Source organism: Francisella sp. LA112445 (assembly GCF_012224145.1).
GTDB lineage: Bacteria > Pseudomonadota > Gammaproteobacteria > Francisellales > Francisellaceae > Francisella.
In genome coordinates, this window is sequence record NZ_CP041030.1 from 1,537,423 (window position 1) to 1,555,158 (window position 17,736).

The following is a 17,736-nucleotide window of genomic DNA, read 5'->3' on the forward strand; positions in this document are numbered from 1 at the left end:
AGATATTATCTTGCGAAAGTTATTACACATATTTAGCAACAATGTTGCTAATATTCTCTACAGTAAAGCCAAAGTGTTTAAATAAATCTGCAGCAGGTGCTGATTCACCAAAACTGTAAATTCCTTTTACTTCACCGCCAGCTTTTGGCATATATTTGTACCACATATCAGGCTGTGCCATTTCTACAAAAATAGCTGGAATATCATCTTTAATTACTGATTTTTTATACTCTTGAGATTGAGCATCAAAAACTTCTACACATGGTATAGAAGCAACATTTATTTTTATACCTTTACTTTCAAATTCCTTAGCTGTATTTGCAGCTAATTCAACCTCTGAACCTGTTGCAACAATTGTTGCTTTCGCATCAGAATGCTCTTTAACTAAATAACCACCTTTTGAAACATTTGCTACTTGCTCTTGGTTTTCAACAGCAGGTTGTAATCCTTGACGAGTTAAAACCATCACGCTTGGAGTATCTTTTGTTTTAACTGCTTCTTGCCAAGCAATCATTGTTTCAATTGTATCTGCAGGTCTCCAAACATTCAAGTTTGGTATTAGTCTTAAACTTGGTACATGCTCAACTGGCTGATGAGTAGGACCATCTTCCCCTAAACCAATAGAATCATGCGACATCACATGAACTACAGGTTGCTTCATAAGTGCTGACATTCTGATAGCATTTCTAGAATAATCACTAAACACTAAGAATGTTCCACCATATGGCTTTAGTCCACCATATAAGCTTAGACCATTCATAATAGCAGCCATACCAAACTCTCTGACTCCATAAGAAAGGTAGTTAGCACCTTCATCAGTATTATTTAACCAAACAGAGCCACTCCAGTTAGTATTATTAGATCCTGTTAAATCTGCTGAGCCACCAAACATTTCTGGCATGTTACTACATAAAACTTCTAATGCCATTTGAGAAGCCTTACGTGTAGCTACTTTTACAGGATTTGCTAACTGAGCATTAATATACTCACTCACAGCAGTATTTAACTCCGAAGGTAACTCTTTATTTAATACTCTATTTAATTCTTCAAACTTAGGACTACCTTTATAAGAATTCCATATTTTTTGCCAATTTTGCTCTAAAACTTGGCCTTTCTCTGTTGCATCCCAATATTTATATACATCTTGAGGAACTTCAAATGCTCCATAGCTCCAACCTAACTCTTTAGCAGCAGAAGCTCTCTCTTGATCGCTTAAAGGTGAACCATGAACTGAAGCAGTACCTGCTTTTTCAGGTGACCCAAAGCCAATAATAGTTTTGCAACATATTAAAGTAGGTTTGTCTTTTTCAGCTTTTGCATCAATAATAGCTTGCTCTATAGCTGTGAAATCATGACCATCAACATCCTTAATAACATTCCAGCCATAAGCCTCGAATCTTTCAACTGTGTTGTCTGTAAACCATCCTTTAGTATCTCCATCAATAGAAATACTATTATCATCCCAAAAAGCTATTAATTTATTTAACCCTAATGTTCCAGCTAAAGAGCACGCTTCATGAGAAACACCCTCCATTAAACAACCATCTCCTAAAAACACATAAGTATGATGATCTATAACTTTTGTTTCAGGTGTGTTATATCTTTGCGATAAAAGTTTTTCTCCTAAAGCCATACCAACAGCATTTGCTACACCTTGACCTAGTGGACCAGTTGTAGTTTCAACACCTGCAGTATAGCCATACTCAGGATGTCCTGGAGTTTTTGAATGAAGTTGTCTGAAATCTTTAATATCATCGATTGACACATCATAACCTGATAAATGCAATAATGAGTACAAAAGCATTGAACCATGACCATTTGAAAGTATAAATCTATCACGATTTATCCAGCCTGGATTCTTAGGGTTATGCTTAAGGAACTTTGTCCATAAGACTGTAGCAATATCAGCCATACCCATTGGCATACCTGGGTGACCTGACTTAGCCTTCAATGTTGCATCAATTGATAAAAACCTTATAGCGTTTGAAACTTCTTGAGGAATCGATAAAGACATTAGTATTTGACCTTTTATTTGTAACTGTTGAAACACAAAAACATTAATTATTACGATAATACAGTAGAGACTTTCATAAAACAAGAAATCACGCTAGAATATTACAATTAAAGATCACTACTTGATAAAATGAAAGATAGTTATTATCAGATAAATTACTCTGTATATGCTAAGCAAAAAAGGGAGTTGGAAAATTTTAAAATTACATTAGAACATCCCGAAGAGATTTCTATATTGATTCAAGATATACCTCAAGATTTTAAGTGCAACTTTTCATTTTTTGAGGAAAAAAATTATGCATGTATAAAGTATGATATTTGTGCAACTATTAAACTAATTTGTCAAAATACCCTAGAACCTTTTGATTATGAGTTTAAAGTATCAAATACTATAATAATTGTAGAAGATGATAGACTAGCCTCTGATAGCTTATATGAACCTTTTATATGCGATAAATCGGTAATTGATTTACGTGACATACTCAAAGAAGAGATACTTTTAGACCTACCATTAGTACCAAAAAAAGATTCTAACACTTGTAAAAATGTAAAAAAACATTCATACTATAGCGAACAAGAAAATGTTGTTAAAGAAAAAAAGAATCCTTTTGAGGTTCTTAAAAACTTAAAGTGACATATTTTTTCAATAAAATAAATTAAAATAAGAGGTTAACTAAAATGGCTGTACAACAGGTTAAAAAAAGCAGATCAAGAAGAGATATGAGAAGATCTCACGACTCTTTAACATCTCCTACTTTGTCTACTGACAAATCAACAGGTGAATTACACTTAAGACATCACGTATCACCTAACGGCTTTTACAAAGGTAAAAAAGTTGTAAACACAAAATCTGAAGACTAATAATTTCGCAAATTACTTTAGTAACCCGTTTATTAGAGAGTATTTTTAATAAGCACGACTAACTATCTATATAGGAAATTTTATTTATCATGAGTTATAAGATATCTATAGATGCTATGGGTGGTGATAACGGTTTGAATACCACAATCCCTGCAGCTCTTGAAGCAGTAAAGAAAGACTCTAATCTACAGATCGTACTTGTTGGTGATCACCACAAAGTCAAAAGAGCTTTAGACAGATACTCAAAGGTAAAAAAAATAAAACTACCTGTATTACAGAGAGTAGCTATTCACCATGCTAGTGAAACTGTTGCTATGGATGAATCTCCATCAATTGCTGTAAGAAAGAAAAAAGATTCTTCAATGAGAGTGGCTATCAACCTTGTTAAAGACGGCACTGTTGATGCTTGTGTTAGCGCTGGTAATACTGGTGCACTAATGGCTACATCTAAGTTTGTATTAAAAACTGTAAATGGTGTAGATCGCCCTGCTATTGTATATGCACTTCCTGCATATAATAGGGAAACTAGGCAACTAAGCAAAACTTACATGCTTGATCTTGGAGCTAACGTTGTTTGCTCTTCTGAGCAGCTTTTCCAATTTGCAATAATGGGTTCAATATTAGCAGCTAGTTCAAAAGGTGTTGCTGAACCTAGAGTTGCACTGCTCAATATTGGTGAAGAGGAAATGAAAGGCTTAGACAATATTAAAAATGCAGCTAAGCTATTACAAGGTTGTGACTTTATTAATTACCAAGGCTATATCGAAGGTAAATATATCTTTGATGACTCTACTGACGTTATTGTTTGTGATGGTTTTGTAGGAAACGTATCATTAAAAACTATGGAAGGTAGTTTAAGACTTATCGAGTCATTAATCAAAAAATCAATGAGAGAGACTTCTTGGTTGATGAAAATTCCTCTAATGATGGCTCTACCATTTTTCAAAAAAATGAAAACTGGAATGAACCTTGATAGTTTCAATGGTGCTTCATTATTAGGCTTAACAGGAATTGTTGTGAAGAGCCATGGTAGTGCTAGCGCTAATGCTTTTGAAACAGCAATTTATGAAGCAATCAAAGAAATTAAATATAATATTCCTAAAACAATTCAAGAATCTCTAGAAAAAGTTCTTTAATCTTTTTATTCATGATACAATAATTTTTGAGTCCTAAGCTATTTATGTTAACTGGTTTGGGATATTTTTTGTTATTAATCTAACTAAAGTAGGTATAACTATATAATGTTTTCACAAATACTAGGTACAGGAAGCTATTTACCTGAAAAAATCTTAACTAATGAAGATATAAGTAAATTTGTAGATACTTCAGATGAATGGATAAAGCAAAGAGTCGGAATAGAAAGACGTCATTGTGCAAATGAAAAAGAAACAACTAGCTATATGGCAACACAAGCAGCAAAGAAAGCTCTGGAGGCAGCTAACTTAGAGGCTAATGATATTGATACTATCATAGTTGCAACTAGTACTGGTGATTTCATCATGCCTTCAACAGCATCTATGGTTCAACAGAGCTTAGGAATAACAAATTTTAAAGTTCGTTGTTTTGATGTTTCTGCAGCATGTAGTGGTTTTGTCTACGCTCTTGATATTGCAAAACAATATATAGAAAGCTCAAGCTCTAAAAATATATTAGTAATCGGTGCAGAGAAAATGACTCGTGTTCTTGATTGGAATGATCGCTCGACATGTGTACTTTTTGGTGATGGTGCAGGTGCTGTTGTTGTTTCAGCAAGCCAAGAAAAGAAAATACTGTCTTCATTATTATTTACAGATGGTTCTTGTCTTGAAATGCTAAATGTACCGAATAACCTTCCAAGCTCTAGAGGGCAAAGAATTGATATTGATCCATACTTAATTATGGAAGGAAATAAGGTTTTTAAATTTGCCGTTTCAAGATTATCATCATTAGCTGATGAACTAATAACAGAAGCAGGTATAGAGCCTAGCGATATCGATTGGTTAGTTCCTCATCAAGCAAATTATAGAATCTTAAACTCAACAGCGAAAAAAATAAATATGCCAATGTCTAAAGTTGTTACAACATTACAAGACCATGGTAACACTTCTGCAGCATCTATACCTTTAGCTTTAGACTATGCTGTAAGAAACAATCAAATTAAACCCGGAGATACAATAATTTCTGAAGCGTTCGGCGCAGGATTTGTCTGGGGTGGGTTTATCGCAAAAATATAATCTAGCATATAATTACTTTTATTTAACAAGGAGATTTTACTATGTCAAAAATAGCTATAGTTTTTCCAGGTCAAGGTTCACAGAAGTTAGGAATGCTTCAGGACTATTATGAAAACTTTGAAACTTTTAAAAACACTATTGACGAGGCAAAACAGCATCTTGGTTATGATCTATGGGATATCATCCAAAATGATGAAAGCACTTTAAATAAAACTGAATTTACACAACCAGCTCTTCTAGCTACAAGCTATGCTATCTTCAAGGTTTTAAAAGAACAAAAACCTGATCTTAATGTAGAGTACTTTGCTGGACATAGCTTAGGTGAGTACACTGCTCTTCTCGCTGCTGGATGCATCTCATACAAAGATGCCTTACAGCTTGTATCAACAAGAGGTAAGTTAATGCAAAATGCAGTTACTGATAAAGATTGTGCCATGAGTGCTATATTAGGATTATCAAATGATGATGTAATCCAAGCATGTCAAGAAGCCTCTGATGTTGGAGTAGTCGAAGCTGCTAACTTTAACTCAACTGGCCAAGTAGTAATCTCTGGTGAAAAATCAGCCGTAGAAAAAGCTAATGTTATCGCTAAAGAGAAAGGTGCTAAACGTGCTCAAATCTTAGCAGTTAGTGTTCCATCTCACTGCTCACTAATGAAAAATGCAGCTGATAAGTTTGAAACTGAATTAAATAATGTCGAATTTAAAGAGCCTACTACAGCTGTTGTACAAAACTTTGATGCAAAATCGCATAGTAATCCTTCAGAAATAAAATCAGCTGTAATTAAACAATTATATAAGCCAGTGTTATGGACTCAATCAGTAGAAGAACTTGTTAGTCTTGGAGTATCTGAAGTTATTGAGTGTGGACCTAATAAGGTACTATGTGGACTTATAAAGAGAATAGATAAATCACTAACTATCAAAGATACAAACACAGTAGACAGTTTAGAAAACATTTAAATAGGAGATATAAATGTCTTTAAATGAAAAAGTTGTATTAGTAACAGGTGCTAGTCGTGGAATTGGTTTTGAAGTTGCAAATACATTAGCAAGCAAAGGTGCTACAGTTATAGGAACAGCTACAACTCAAGCATCAGCTGAAAAATTTGAAAAATCGATGTCTGATAAAGGCTACAATGCTAAAGGAATGGTTTTAAATATTTCTGATGCAGACAGCATTAAAGATTTTTTTGCTCAAGTTAAAGAACAAAAGCTAGCAATCGATGTACTAGTAAATAATGCAGGTATTACTCGTGATAATTTAATGATGAGAATGTCTGAAGAAGAGTGGAATGCTGTTATCAATACAAACCTTAGCTCTATCTTCCGTATGACAAAAGAATGTATTCGCGGAATGATGAAGAAAAGATGGGGAAGAATTATCTCTATTGGTTCTGTAGTTGCTTCAGCAGGTAACCCAGGTCAGACTAATTACTGTGCTGCTAAAGCTGGTGTAATAGGCTTTTCAAAATCATTAGCTTATGAGGTTGCTAGTAGAAATATAACAGTTAATGTTGTAGCTCCAGGTTTTATAGCAACAGATATGACTGATAAACTCACAGATGAGCAAAAATCATTTATCGCAACTAAGATACCATCAGGTCAAATGGGTGAGCCAAAAGATATAGCAGCTACTGTTGCATTTTTAGCTTCAGAAGATGCTAGATATATCACTGGACAAACACTTCATGTCAATGGTGGCATGTATATGGCTTAATTTTTGGAAAATTATTGCAAAAATGAATAAAAAATAATATTATTAGAAATGAATACAAATTTTCAATTTTTAAAACAAAAATAAGAAGGAAAAAATAAGATGAGCGCAAACGAAGTATATGCTAAAGTAAACTCTATCATTGTTGAGCAACTAGGTGTTAAAGAAGAAGATCTTAAACCAGAAGCTTCTTTCATTGATGACTTAGGTGCAGACTCTCTAGATACTGTTGAATTAGTTATGGCTCTAGAAGAAGAATTTGATACTGAAATCCCAGACGAAGATGCTGAGAAAATCAGAACTGTTAAAGATGTTTACGACTATATCGACTCTAAAGTAAACTAATCTAAAATTATCCCAAAGTCTGTACGGGTTTAAATAATCCGTGCTTTTTCTAAAAGTATATAAACAGGTTAATTTAAATTATGAAATCTAATCGTAGAGTAGTTGTTACTGGCCTTGGTATGGTAACGCCTTTAGGAAATGATGTCCCTACGACTTGGGCTAATATTTTAGCTGGAAAAAGTGGTGTAGAAACTATTACTAGTTTTGATACTCCAGCACCAGATATTAGCGAGTTTAAAGTTAGATTTGCAGCAAGAATCAAAGATTTTGATGTAAATGCACTTGTAGGTAAAAAAGATGCTAAAAGAGTAGATCCGTTCTGCTATTACGGTATCGCAGCAGCTAATGAAGCTTTGAAAGATGCTGGTATAGATAAAGTATCTGAAGAAGACTCTTATAAATTTGGAGTTTGTGTTAGTTCTGGAATCGGCGGTATAGAAACTTTAGAAGCTACTAAAGCAACTATAGATAAAAAAGGACCATCAAAGATTTCTCCTTTTTGTATACCTTCATCTATTATAAACATGCTTTCAGGGATTATATCTATAAATCATGGTTTAAGAGGCCCTAACGTACCAATCGTTACAGCATGTACTACTGGTACACATAATATTGGTATGGCAGCTAGATTAATTGCTAGTGGCGATGCTGACGCTATGCTTGCAGGTGGTTCTGAAAAAGCTAGTAATGCTATTGGTATGGGTGGTTTTGCTGCTGCTAGAGCATTATCAACTAGAAATGATGATCCTCAAGGTGCATCTCGCCCTTGGGACAGAGACAGAGATGGATTTGTCTTAGGTGATGGTTCTGGTGTAGTTGTACTGGAAGAATATGAAAAAGCTAAAGCACGTGGCGCTAAAATTTACGCTGAAGTTGTAGGTTTTGGTATGTCTGCTGATGGTTATCATATGACTATGCCATATGCAGCTGGTCAAGAAAGATGTGTGCAAAATGCTCTTGCAGATGCTGGTCTTGAAAAGAATCCTGATGCTATTGACTATGTTAACGCTCATGGTACATCAACTCCTCTAGGAGATGTTCAAGAGAGCCAAGTTGTTGAGAAAATGATTGGTCAATACAGAAAAGATCTTGTAATGAGTTCTACTAAATCTATGACTGGACATTTACTTGGTGCAGCTGGCGCAATAGAGTCTATATTTAGTGTTCTTGCAATAAGAGACCAAGTAGCTCCGCCTACAATCAATCTACACAACCTAGATGATGGCTGTAATTTAGATTATGCTGCTAATGCGGCTAAGAAAATGAAAATTGACTATGTACTTAACAACTCTTTTGGTTTTGGTGGTACAAATGGTTCAGTAATTTTCAAAAAAATCTAATATTTATATTTAATTATTAGAAAACTTTGAAAGCCACTTTAGTGGCTTTTTTTATGCCTAGGAGAAAAAATGCATATCCATATTATCAACTTAGAGTACCTTGTAGAAGAAAGTGAAGTAGCTAAAATTAGACCTGCTCATAGAAACTTTTTAGATATCGGTTATAAAAAAGGTATCCTTCTAGCATCAGGACCTAAAATTCCTAAAACTGGAGGAGTAATTTTAGCAACTGGAGATTTCGAAGAAATCAAAGACTTTATCAAAAACGATCCTTTTTATATAAATAATATTGCCGCATACAGCTTTAGCAGTTTTGATGCTGTTAAACACGCGATCAAGGATTAAAAGATCCATACATCATTTCTCTTTTCTTACCAAATCCGGTATCTTTTTTAACTTCAAATCCATATTTCTGCAATTTTTTTCTTACTAAAGAACTTGCTGTAAAAGTTGCAAATGAAGATTTTAGATTAGAGCGCAAAGCCATATTTTTAAATAAAATATCATTCCACATTGTAATATTTCTAGCAGGTGTAAATCCATCCAGAAACCAACAATCTACTTCAGTGAAAGTATATTGTTCGATATTATTAACATCATCTATGATTAACTTCAAAGTTATATTCTCAAAACTAATTATATTTAAGCCCTCTTGAGGTTTATATAGCTCTAAAAATCTATGATAGTTACATAACTGCTTAAAACTACTTAATACTTTTGATATATTTTCTAAGTCCATAGGATATTTTTCAAATGAGACAAATTCTAGCTGAGCATCTTTAGGAGCCACCTTTTGCCAAAGGTTAAAAGTTAAAGTAAAATTAAGTCCAGCACCAAATCCAGCCTCACAAATACAAAAGTTTTGCTTAGAACTTAGAGATTTAAACTTATGCTCTAAGAAGTTATGCTCTATAAAGTTATAAGTACTCTCTTGTACCCCAGAATCACTAGAAAAATAAAAATCATCAAAAATATCTGACTTAGGAGTATTTTTTTCCCAGATTACTTTTGCAAAATCCATAAAATATAGCCTTATCTAAAATGTAAAAGAATTTCCATGACAGAATACTAAGCAAGGCTCTTGCTAAAAACAAGCGCATGTGCAAAAATAATGTTTTGATATCACTTGTCTAAAACTGCAATGGAAAACACAGTAGAAAATACAACATCTTTTAAAAATAAACTCTTAATAACATTAATTTGCTATCTTTGTTACTTTTATACGGCTAACGTTGTTCTAGTAACTGGATCTGTTATGCAACCTCTATCTAAGTACTTTCATGATAGCAATATAGGTTTTGCATTTACATTTATCAATGTAGCTATGTGGTTTGCTATATTAGTAATTGGCTTTTTAATGACTAAATTTTCAATAAAACTATTACTAATAGCAGCTGTTGCAATTGGTGTTTTATCGTCATTGGTTACAAGCATACTACCCTCAATGTTTACATTAAAGATACTTTTAACTAGTGTAGGTATAACTGGAGGTTTATTTATGGCTATTGGTAGTTATATGATTGTGCGAATCTATAATGACCATAAAGTAAGAGCCATGAATGTAATCTTTACAGACTTCTTCTTTAGCTTTGGTGGTGCTTTAACGCCAATTTTTGCAGCATATTTAATAACACAAAACTTCCAATGGTATACGATATATCTAATTTTACAAGTCACTGCAATTATTATATTAATACTCTCAGCTTTTGCTGACTTTACAATATTAAATAGACATAAAGTAGTCGAAACTACTAAATCAAGCTTAAGCTTCTCAACATGGAATTTTAGTCTATATTGTATAGCTTTTGCAGCATTTTTATTTTTACTAGCACAGTTAACTATGACTAGCTATGCTCAAACTTATTTCCAAGAAATATTAGGCTGGGGAACTATTGATGCAAACAAACCATTATCATATTTCTGGATGGCACAATGTATTGGCTTATTTATAAGCCCTCTAATAACAAGAGTCGTCCCTCTAAAATATATCTTACCAACATTTATGCTTGTTGGATTAGTTGCTTTGTCTTGTATCCTTTACATACCAAATATGGATATCGTATTAAAGTCTGCGATAGTTTTTGGGTTATTTAATTGTTATATTTATGCAGGATTATTAGCTTATGGAACTTTCCAAATAGAAAATGCTCCACCAACACTAATAACTACTATCCTACTTTTTGGTACAACGGGTACTGCTCTTTCAACAACTACAGGTGCTTTTATTAATAAATACTTTGGTCTAACAAGTGTAATGCATGCTGTAGTAGCTTTCTATGTGTTATCTTTTATACTTGTTATATTAGCTGTTATTTTTTCTAAAGAGCAGAAAAAAGATATCTAATAATATCTATTATTAATTTTTCTAATAACATATATCAATTGTTTTAGTTATCAACCTTTATAAAAACACTGTATAGTTACACAAGATTCTCAACAACTATAGAGTAACAATTATGAAAAACTACTTTAAACAAAATATGATCCTTGGTGTGCTTTTAGTAGCGGTACTTGCTGGTATAGCATACTTTATTGCTAAAATCCCTGTGATTGAAGATCTTGGGATTAGTCCTTTAATTATAGGTATTGTTTTAGGTATGGCTCTGACACATACTCCAGCTGCTAAAATAATACATAAATGGAAAGAAGGTATTGTTTTTAGTGCCAAAAAGATACTTAGATTTGCAATTATCTTTTATGGCTTTAACTTAACTTTTCAACTTATAGCATCAGTTGGTTTAGCTGGCTTATCTGTTTCAATAATCATGCTAGTTTCTACATTAATATTAGGTATTGTTTTAGGTACTAGGGTCTTTGGTTTAGATAGAGATAGCTCTATCTTAGTTGCAGCTGGTAGTGCTGTATGTGGTGCTGCTGCCGTATTAGCAACTGAAGGCACACTAAAATCAGAACCATATAAAGCCGCTATGGCTGTAGGTACCGTTGTACTATTTGGTACAACTGCAATGTTTCTATACCCTATTTTAATGAAAGCCGGTCTTTTAGGTCATATGAGTGATACTCAATATGGTATCTTTGCTGGAGGCTCTATACACGAAGTTGCCCAAGTTGTAGCTGCTGGTAGCGGTGTAAGTGCTCATGCTGAGGAAGTTGCTGTAACTGTTAAAATGATACGTGTTATGATGCTAGCTCCAATGCTAATTGTTATAGGAATATGGTTAGCAAAATCTGCTGCTAAAGCCACTGGTAAAATTGGTACTAAACCAGAAAAAGGATCTATCAAAAAAATAATTCCGTGGTTTGCTATAGGATTTATCATTGTTGCTGGATTTAACTCTCTAGATTTATTACCAGTAGCAACTGTAAGTAGTATTAGACTAGCTGACCAATTTTTATTAGCTATGGCAATGACAGCTCTAGGATTAGAAACAAATGTATCTAAATTTATCCAAGCTGGAATCAAACCTTTAGTATTAGCTCTAATACTATTTGCATGGTTATTCTTTGGTGGTATAGCTATAACATATGGTATAACTAGCATAATATAACATCTTATTTACCTAAAGCTATCCTATTTTGTTCTTAAATAATGTATCATATAAAAAAATAATTATTATTACAAAATCTCTACTATGAAACCCATTCTTAATGTTGTAACAACTATAGCTAGAAAAGCTGGAAAAATCATCCTTCAAGCACAAAATGATCCAAGTACCATAAAAATTTCCAAGAAACCTGATAACTCTGTTGTATCTAACGTTGATGTTGCAGTTGAAAACTTTATCATTGATAATATTAAAAAATCTGGTTTTAGTGATTATTTCATAACTGAAGAAAATGGCGAATTTGGTAACAAAGATAGTCGTTTTACTTGGATTATAGATCCAATTGATGGGACTAGCAATTTTGTACATGGATTACCGCACTGCTGTATTTCTATAGGTGTAAAAAAGGATGATGATATTGTTCTTGGTGTTATCTATAACCCATTCTTAGATCTAATGTTCTGTGCTTATAAAGGCGAAGGTGCCCTTTTAAATGGTAAAAAGATTCGTGTAGCACAAAGCCAAGACTTAACTGATACTCTTATCTCAGCATCTCTTAAATACTCACGTGGAATATTTAATGATAGCTATGTTGCTGAAATTATAAAACTACAACAAGTAATTTCTGGATATAGATACTCAGGTAGTATTGCTATGGATATGGCGTACTTAGCTGCTGGTTATATTGATGGTTTATGGGCTTGTGGTAATGTAAAAATCTGGGATCTAGCTGCTGGTTATATAATCATGAAAGAAGCTGGTGCTATTGTTACAGATATCCATGGTACAAACAATCTAAACTCTGGATTAATAGTTGCTGGTAATAAAAAAGTTCAACCTAAACTTATCAAACTGTTAGCAAAACATATTAAACAATAATGAATACTCGAGCTATAGCAGCTAAAGTTATCTTAGATATTCTAGATAAGCAATATTCTCTTTTAACTATCGAACATAAGCTTTCAAACTTAGATATCTCTGATCAAGATAAATCTTTTGTTAAGCTTTTATGCTATGAATTCTTTAGAAACTACTTTTCTTTAGAGAAGATTCTAAAACCATATATTTCAGAGAAAACAAAACAAAAAGCTAAGATTTTAATAATGCTTGGGATTCTGCAGATTTTTGAAATTAATCAACCTCATTATGCAAGCATTAATGAAACAGTTGCAGCATGTCAAAAGCTAAAGATAGTTTGGGCAAAAAAATTAGTCAATGGTGTTCTTAGAAAAATCCTTAGAAATATAGATAGTCTAACTGAAGAATATAATAACCATAAGAAATATGATATGCCTGAATGGCTGATTAATATACTAAAACAACAGTATCCTAATAGCTATCTAGATATTATACAAGCTAGTAACTCAAAAGCAGATATGTTTGTGCGTTTAAATGGCTCAAAAGACCCTACTGAAGTCTTAGAATATTTTAATAAAAATGATATCCCTTATGAGTCACAAAATGAGCTTAGAAACTCAATAAAACTTAAAAAGCCAATTGCTGTAGAAAACAATAGCCTTTTTCAAAAAGGTTATTTTACGGTACAAGATTTATCTGCTCAATATGCAGGTTGGGTAATTAATCCTCAAAATGAAGATAAAATCCTAGATGCATGTGCTGCTCCTGGAGGCAAAACTTCACATATTTTGGAGCTGGCTCCCAAAGCAAATATTACAGCCATAGATATTATAGATAGACGCCTAGAACTTCTAAAAGAAAACCTAAATAGAATATCTCAGAATAATAACGTAAAAGTTATTAAACAAGATCTTACGAAAACATTTGAAGGTAAGTTTAATAAAATAATCCTTGATGTTCCTTGTACAGCTTTAGGAACTATACGAAGAAATCCAGATATCAAGTTATTACGTAATAAGAGTGATGTAAATGATATTACAAAGTTACAAGCACAAATTTTACAAAACCTGTGGGATAATAACTTAGAAGAAAATGGCTTACTTCTCTATGTAACTTGCTCAATTTTAGAGCAAGAAAATCAAGATCAAATAAAGAGTTTCTTAGCAAAAAATAGTAATGCAAGCATAGCTAATATTGATATTTTAAATGCATACAAAACTAAATATGGTTATCAAATATTACCAGATATTCAAAAAGGTGATGGATTTTATTATTGTTTGATTATAAAGGCTTCTTCTTTTTAGCTGCTATTTTAGCTGCTGCTTCTTTAGGTGACACAGTTAATTTTAACCTATTTAATTGGTAGCCATTATCAAAGAAGATATCTTCTATCTTATCATCAATAACAAAACCTAATGCTGTATAAAATGCTAAAGAATGTATGTCATTTGAATATACATAAGCAGTATCTATCTCATACTTCTCAAACAGGTACTTAACTACATTTTCACCAATACCTTTACCAAAGTATCTAGGATCTATCGGAGTAAAAAGAAGTTCTGTATCACGAATACATGAGAATCCAACAATCTCATCATCTATAACTTGCACAAAAGACTTAACATTAGGATCTTTAAAATACTTTGCTTCTAAAGCTTCCATCTCTTTATTGATCTCACTTGTTGTAAGAAACTGACAAGTTTTAGATATGCACTCTTCCCATATAATTAACATATCCTTAAAGTCTTTTGAGGTTGCCTTTCTTATTTGCATTTTAATCCTTTAAATTAAGTAGTTTTATAATATGTAACTTCACGTAATTCTACGACAAAGAATTAAGGTTGTAAACAATTATTGTAAATATACGTAAACCAATTCCAATAGATATTTCATTTAAATTTCATCAAATATTTATTTAGTTCTTATCGCATGATCTTGTCATTTAAGCTTCTACTAACATTAAATATTACGCACAGTAGTCTTGTAAAATATTATAATATGGAAACCTTTATTTTAATTCTAAATTAAGCTAACTTTTGAAATATTCAATTATAATCATTTATAAAAATATCTTCTAAAAAGAATCGCTTATAAAACTTTTCATCTAAAGATAAATTATTTGGATGCGAGCCTGATAATCCTTGAGGAACTTTAAGACCATGCTGAGCATAAAACTCTATCCAATACTGTGAAACACTAGAGTCACTTTCAGAAATATAATTAAGTTTATGCTGCGTAAAGTATTTTTGCTTACTTGCTAAATTAAAGGCTTCATGAATTAACTCTGAACAATAAAGTTTACCTTTCATATTAGGTAAGAATAGATCATTATAACTAAAGCTAATAAACTGCTGTGCCTGTAAAACAACTTGATCTAAAAAGTTTTGATCTTTATTAACCCGAGCAACTAAAACCCTCTTATCAGAGTATTTAGATATGTCAGCTTTGATAACTCCTTTAGTATCAACAGCTTCAATAATTTTCCCAGCGCCTATATACAAAGCACAATGATAATAGCTATATTGAGCATATCCTTTTGATAATCCAGATATATTCTTTTCAGAGCTATCACAAATAAATAGCACATCACCTTTCTTTAGATTTTGAACATTCATAATAGATCTTTTAATTGTTCTTCATTTATAACATCAACACCTAAATCTTGTGCTTTTGTAAGTTTGCTACCAGCATTATCTCCATAGATAACCATATCAGTCTTTTTAGAAACGCTTGAAGTAACCTTTGCGCCAACTGACTTTAGAAGCTGAGTAAGTTCGGTACGATTATAATTTTCAAAAGTACCTGTAATAACTACAGTTTTACCTGCAAAATTATCATTAGTTTCTAACTCGACTTTCTCAGGATTTTGTATATCAATTCGAACACTTAGAAGATCATCAACGATATTTACATTTAGTGAATCTTGCCAAAAGGAAACGATATTATTAGCCATAATCTCACCAATATCGTTAATTTCAATAAGTTCCTCAATAGTTGCTTTTTTGAAGTTATCTAAACTACCAAAATGATTTGCCAGTGCTTCTGATGAAACTTCACCAATATCTTTAATTCCTATAGAGAAAATAAATCTTGCTAGGCTTGGAGCCTTACTTTTAGTAATAGAATCTAAAACATTCTGTGATGATTTAGTTCCCATTCTTTCTAAGTTAATTAGTTGTTCAAAACTAAGCTTATATATATCCGCAGGATATTTAATCAAATTTGCAGCAACTAATTGCTCGATCAGCTTTGCACCTAGCTTATCAATATCCATAGCTTTACGTGATACAAAGTGTTTTAAACGCTCTGTAGTCTGTGCTTGACAGTGCCACCCCCCAGTACAACGATAAATAGCTTGATCATTGATATTCTCAATAGATGAGTCACAAACTGGACAATATGATGGCATTTCGACTATTTTAGCAGCTGATTTACGATATTGCGCTAATGATTTAACAATCTCGGGAATAACATCACCAGCTCTACGCACTATCACCCTATCACCTACTCGAATATCTTTACGTCTAATTTCATTGATATTGTGTAATGTAGCATTTGAAACTATCACACCACCGACAGCAACTGGTTTAAGCCTAGCTACAGGAGTAATAGCACCTGTCCTACCAACTTGAAACTCGACATTTAAAATCTCAGACTCAACCTCTTCTGCTGGAAATTTATAAGCAATAGCCCACTTAGGACCTCTCGCGGTATAACCAATAGCATCTTGCAATTTAATATTATTTACTTTAAAAACCAAACCATCAATATCATATGCCAAATCAGCACGTTGATGACTCATTTTATTATGGTAATCTTCAAGCTCCGCAAAATTTTTTGCTAAAAACATATTATCACTGATAGTAAAGCCAAAATCCTTTAACTGATTCATCAAATCAAACTGTGTTTCTGGATGGATAAAGTCTTTTGAAAAATAGCCTATACCATAGCTGTATAGTTTTAACGGTCGCTTTGCTACAACTCTTGAATCCAACATCCGGATACTTCCAGCTGCTGCATTACGTGGATTTGCAAAAGTTTTATTTTCATTAGCCTGCATATACTCATTAAGAGCTAAAAAACTTTGCTTATCTAAAATAATCTCACCACGAACCTCTAACTCTTCAGGCGGATTTGCTGTATTTAATTTAAGTGGGATATTTCTAATAGTCTTAACATTCTCAGAAACCTTTTCACCTTGAATACCATCACCACGTGTCACAGCATAGTCAAACTCACCATTTTTATAGAAAATGCTAATAGCTAGGCCATCCATTTTAGGCTCACACTCAAGCTCAACATCATATTCAATTTTCTCATAGAAATCTTTAAGCTCATCAAGACTAAAAACATTAGCTAAAGAAGTCATTTTCTTTTTATGCTTAATAGTTTCAAAGCCTGCTAGCACCTCTCCACCAACTCGATCAAGTACTGAGTTTACAGGTTTGAGCTGAGGATTCTCATCAACTAAATCTTGAAGCAATTTAAAAAGCTTGTCATAGTCAGAATCAGAAATTATTGGCTTATCTAAGGTATGATACAGATAGCTTTGATGATTAAGAAAATCTGCTAGCTTATCAATATTTACTTTTAACTCTGCTTGACTAAGATCACTATAGTTTAGAGAAAGAAAATCATTAACATTCATGTAAATAAGAATGGTTTATAAGTTATTTTATAAGGGATATTTTATACTATTTAATTACTTTGCATAAGGCAAAATCAATCAAATATTTTAGATAAAAAATAAAATATAAATCTCTTATTGCTGGTATTAAAAATATTGTCATCAGACTAATCATATGGTATAAATTCACGTTGTGAAAATGAGACTGTATACCTAATAGGTAACAGTACTTATGATTAGCAATCGATATTGACCTA

The 17,736-nt window shown here is 32.6% G+C and carries 18 protein-coding genes; 13 read left to right on the plus strand and 5 right to left on the minus strand.

Annotated elements, in window-relative coordinates:
- Positions 1-22: 22 nt before the first annotated feature.
- Positions 23-2,014 carry a transketolase gene (tkt, locus tag FIP56_RS07475; protein ID WP_192578305.1) on the minus strand — a complete coding sequence of 664 codons (1,992 nt, stop codon included), beginning with the start codon at positions 2,012-2,014 and terminating at the stop codon, positions 23-25.
- 129 nt (positions 2,015-2,143) lie between these two features.
- Here tkt and FIP56_RS07480 point away from each other — a divergent pair, with 129 nt between their 5' ends.
- The 9 genes from FIP56_RS07480 to FIP56_RS07520 all read left to right on the plus strand — a co-directional run bounded on the left by FIP56_RS07480 (position 2,144) and on the right by FIP56_RS07520 (position 8,833).
- Entirely contained in the window at positions 2,144-2,647 is a 504-nt protein-coding gene (locus FIP56_RS07480) for a YceD family protein (RefSeq protein WP_192578306.1), read from the plus strand.
- Between the two features lie 44 nt (positions 2,648-2,691).
- Positions 2,692-2,874: a 50S ribosomal protein L32 gene (gene rpmF / locus FIP56_RS07485; RefSeq protein ID WP_192578307.1), complete on the plus strand. Its 183-nt coding sequence runs from the start codon at positions 2,692-2,694 to the stop codon at positions 2,872-2,874.
- 89 nt (positions 2,875-2,963) lie between these two features.
- Complete coding sequence (gene plsX / locus FIP56_RS07490; protein ID WP_192578308.1) at positions 2,964-4,010, plus strand: phosphate acyltransferase PlsX; 1,047 nt, start codon at positions 2,964-2,966, stop codon at positions 4,008-4,010.
- 105 nt (positions 4,011-4,115) lie between these two features.
- Positions 4,116-5,087: a beta-ketoacyl-ACP synthase III gene (locus FIP56_RS07495; protein WP_192578309.1), complete on the plus strand. Its 972-nt coding sequence runs from the start codon at positions 4,116-4,118 to the stop codon at positions 5,085-5,087.
- Positions 5,088-5,128: 41 nt separating this feature from the next.
- Complete coding sequence (gene fabD, locus FIP56_RS07500) at positions 5,129-6,049, plus strand: ACP S-malonyltransferase (protein WP_192578310.1); 921 nt, start codon at positions 5,129-5,131, stop codon at positions 6,047-6,049.
- Positions 6,050-6,062: 13 nt separating this feature from the next.
- Positions 6,063-6,806 carry a 3-oxoacyl-ACP reductase FabG gene (gene fabG, locus FIP56_RS07505; RefSeq protein ID WP_192578311.1) on the plus strand — a complete coding sequence of 248 codons (744 nt, stop codon included), beginning with the start codon at positions 6,063-6,065 and terminating at the stop codon, positions 6,804-6,806.
- 99 nt (positions 6,807-6,905) lie between these two features.
- A complete protein-coding gene (acpP, locus tag FIP56_RS07510; protein ID WP_004287370.1) occupies positions 6,906-7,148 on the plus strand; it encodes an acyl carrier protein in 243 nt (80 codons plus the stop codon).
- Between the two features lie 80 nt (positions 7,149-7,228).
- Complete coding sequence (fabF, locus tag FIP56_RS07515) at positions 7,229-8,488, plus strand: beta-ketoacyl-ACP synthase II (RefSeq protein ID WP_192578312.1); 1,260 nt, start codon at positions 7,229-7,231, stop codon at positions 8,486-8,488.
- 69 nt (positions 8,489-8,557) lie between these two features.
- Positions 8,558-8,833, plus strand: a complete 276-nt coding sequence (locus tag FIP56_RS07520) for a YciI family protein (RefSeq protein ID WP_192578313.1) — start codon at positions 8,558-8,560, stop codon at positions 8,831-8,833.
- Here FIP56_RS07520 and mnmD read toward each other — a convergent pair.
- Positions 8,823-9,509, minus strand: coding sequence for a tRNA (5-methylaminomethyl-2-thiouridine)(34)-methyltransferase MnmD (mnmD, locus tag FIP56_RS07525; protein ID WP_192578314.1), 687 nt, complete (start codon positions 9,507-9,509; stop codon positions 8,823-8,825). The two genes, FIP56_RS07520 and mnmD, sit on opposite strands and share 11 nt — an antisense overlap.
- A 120-nt stretch (positions 9,510-9,629) precedes the next feature.
- Between mnmD and tsgA the strand changes: the two genes are divergently transcribed.
- The 4 genes from tsgA to rsmB all read left to right on the plus strand — a co-directional run bounded on the left by tsgA (position 9,630) and on the right by rsmB (position 14,156).
- Complete coding sequence (gene tsgA / locus FIP56_RS07530; RefSeq protein WP_192578315.1) at positions 9,630-10,832, plus strand: MFS transporter TsgA; 1,203 nt, start codon at positions 9,630-9,632, stop codon at positions 10,830-10,832.
- A gap of 112 nt (positions 10,833-10,944) precedes the next feature.
- Positions 10,945-11,997 carry a YeiH family protein gene (locus FIP56_RS07535; protein WP_192578316.1) on the plus strand — a complete coding sequence of 351 codons (1,053 nt, stop codon included), beginning with the start codon at positions 10,945-10,947 and terminating at the stop codon, positions 11,995-11,997.
- Between the two features lie 84 nt (positions 11,998-12,081).
- Complete coding sequence (locus FIP56_RS07540) at positions 12,082-12,873, plus strand: inositol monophosphatase family protein (protein WP_192578317.1); 792 nt, start codon at positions 12,082-12,084, stop codon at positions 12,871-12,873.
- Positions 12,873-14,156 carry a 16S rRNA (cytosine(967)-C(5))-methyltransferase RsmB gene (gene rsmB / locus FIP56_RS07545; protein WP_192578318.1) on the plus strand — a complete coding sequence of 428 codons (1,284 nt, stop codon included), beginning with the start codon at positions 12,873-12,875 and terminating at the stop codon, positions 14,154-14,156. The genes FIP56_RS07540 and rsmB overlap by 1 nt, the downstream gene beginning before the upstream one ends.
- On the opposite strand, the gene FIP56_RS07550 is transcribed toward rsmB, so the two are convergent.
- The 3 genes from FIP56_RS07550 to ligA form a co-directional block, all read right to left on the minus strand.
- Positions 14,134-14,625, minus strand: coding sequence for a GNAT family N-acetyltransferase (locus tag FIP56_RS07550; RefSeq protein ID WP_192578319.1), 492 nt, complete (start codon positions 14,623-14,625; stop codon positions 14,134-14,136). The two genes, rsmB and FIP56_RS07550, sit on opposite strands and share 23 nt — an antisense overlap.
- 272 nt (positions 14,626-14,897) lie before the next feature.
- Entirely contained in the window at positions 14,898-15,467 is a 570-nt protein-coding gene (locus FIP56_RS07555) for a YiiX/YebB-like N1pC/P60 family cysteine hydrolase (RefSeq protein ID WP_192578320.1), read from the minus strand.
- A complete protein-coding gene (gene ligA / locus FIP56_RS07560) occupies positions 15,464-17,500 on the minus strand; it encodes an NAD-dependent DNA ligase LigA (RefSeq protein WP_192578321.1) in 2,037 nt (678 codons plus the stop codon). Before ligA ends, FIP56_RS07555 begins: the two co-directional genes overlap by 4 nt.
- Between the last annotated feature and the right edge of the window lie 236 nt (positions 17,501-17,736).

What these genes read in the sequence shown, in the direction of transcription:
- acpP (WP_004287370.1), top strand. Translation starts at nt 6,906, where the DNA reads ATGAGCGCAAACGAAGTATATGCTAAAGTAAACTCTATCATTGTTGAG.
- FIP56_RS07520 (WP_192578313.1), top strand. Translation starts at nt 8,558, where the DNA reads ATGCATATCCATATTATCAACTTAGAGTACCTTGTAGAAGAAAGTGAA.
- rpmF (WP_192578307.1), top strand. Translation starts at nt 2,692, where the DNA reads ATGGCTGTACAACAGGTTAAAAAAAGCAGATCAAGAAGAGATATGAGA.
- fabF (WP_192578312.1), top strand. Translation starts at nt 7,229, where the DNA reads ATGAAATCTAATCGTAGAGTAGTTGTTACTGGCCTTGGTATGGTAACG.
- tsgA (WP_192578315.1), top strand. Translation starts at nt 9,630, where the DNA reads ATGGAAAACACAGTAGAAAATACAACATCTTTTAAAAATAAACTCTTA.
- fabG (WP_192578311.1), top strand. Translation starts at nt 6,063, where the DNA reads ATGTCTTTAAATGAAAAAGTTGTATTAGTAACAGGTGCTAGTCGTGGA.
- tkt (WP_192578305.1), bottom strand. Translation starts at nt 2,014, where the DNA reads ATGTCTTTATCGATTCCTCAAGAAGTTTCAAACGCTATAAGGTTTTTA.
- FIP56_RS07540 (WP_192578317.1), top strand. Translation starts at nt 12,082, where the DNA reads ATGAAACCCATTCTTAATGTTGTAACAACTATAGCTAGAAAAGCTGGA.
- rsmB (WP_192578318.1), top strand. Translation starts at nt 12,873, where the DNA reads ATGAATACTCGAGCTATAGCAGCTAAAGTTATCTTAGATATTCTAGAT.
- FIP56_RS07480 (WP_192578306.1), top strand. Translation starts at nt 2,144, where the DNA reads ATGAAAGATAGTTATTATCAGATAAATTACTCTGTATATGCTAAGCAA.
- mnmD (WP_192578314.1), bottom strand. Translation starts at nt 9,509, where the DNA reads ATGGATTTTGCAAAAGTAATCTGGGAAAAAAATACTCCTAAGTCAGAT.
- FIP56_RS07535 (WP_192578316.1), top strand. Translation starts at nt 10,945, where the DNA reads ATGAAAAACTACTTTAAACAAAATATGATCCTTGGTGTGCTTTTAGTA.
- FIP56_RS07495 (WP_192578309.1), top strand. Translation starts at nt 4,116, where the DNA reads ATGTTTTCACAAATACTAGGTACAGGAAGCTATTTACCTGAAAAAATC.
- fabD (WP_192578310.1), top strand. Translation starts at nt 5,129, where the DNA reads ATGTCAAAAATAGCTATAGTTTTTCCAGGTCAAGGTTCACAGAAGTTA.
- ligA (WP_192578321.1), bottom strand. Translation starts at nt 17,500, where the DNA reads ATGAATGTTAATGATTTTCTTTCTCTAAACTATAGTGATCTTAGTCAA.
- FIP56_RS07555 (WP_192578320.1), bottom strand. Translation starts at nt 15,467, where the DNA reads ATGAATGTTCAAAATCTAAAGAAAGGTGATGTGCTATTTATTTGTGAT.
- plsX (WP_192578308.1), top strand. Translation starts at nt 2,964, where the DNA reads ATGAGTTATAAGATATCTATAGATGCTATGGGTGGTGATAACGGTTTG.
- FIP56_RS07550 (WP_192578319.1), bottom strand. Translation starts at nt 14,625, where the DNA reads ATGCAAATAAGAAAGGCAACCTCAAAAGACTTTAAGGATATGTTAATT.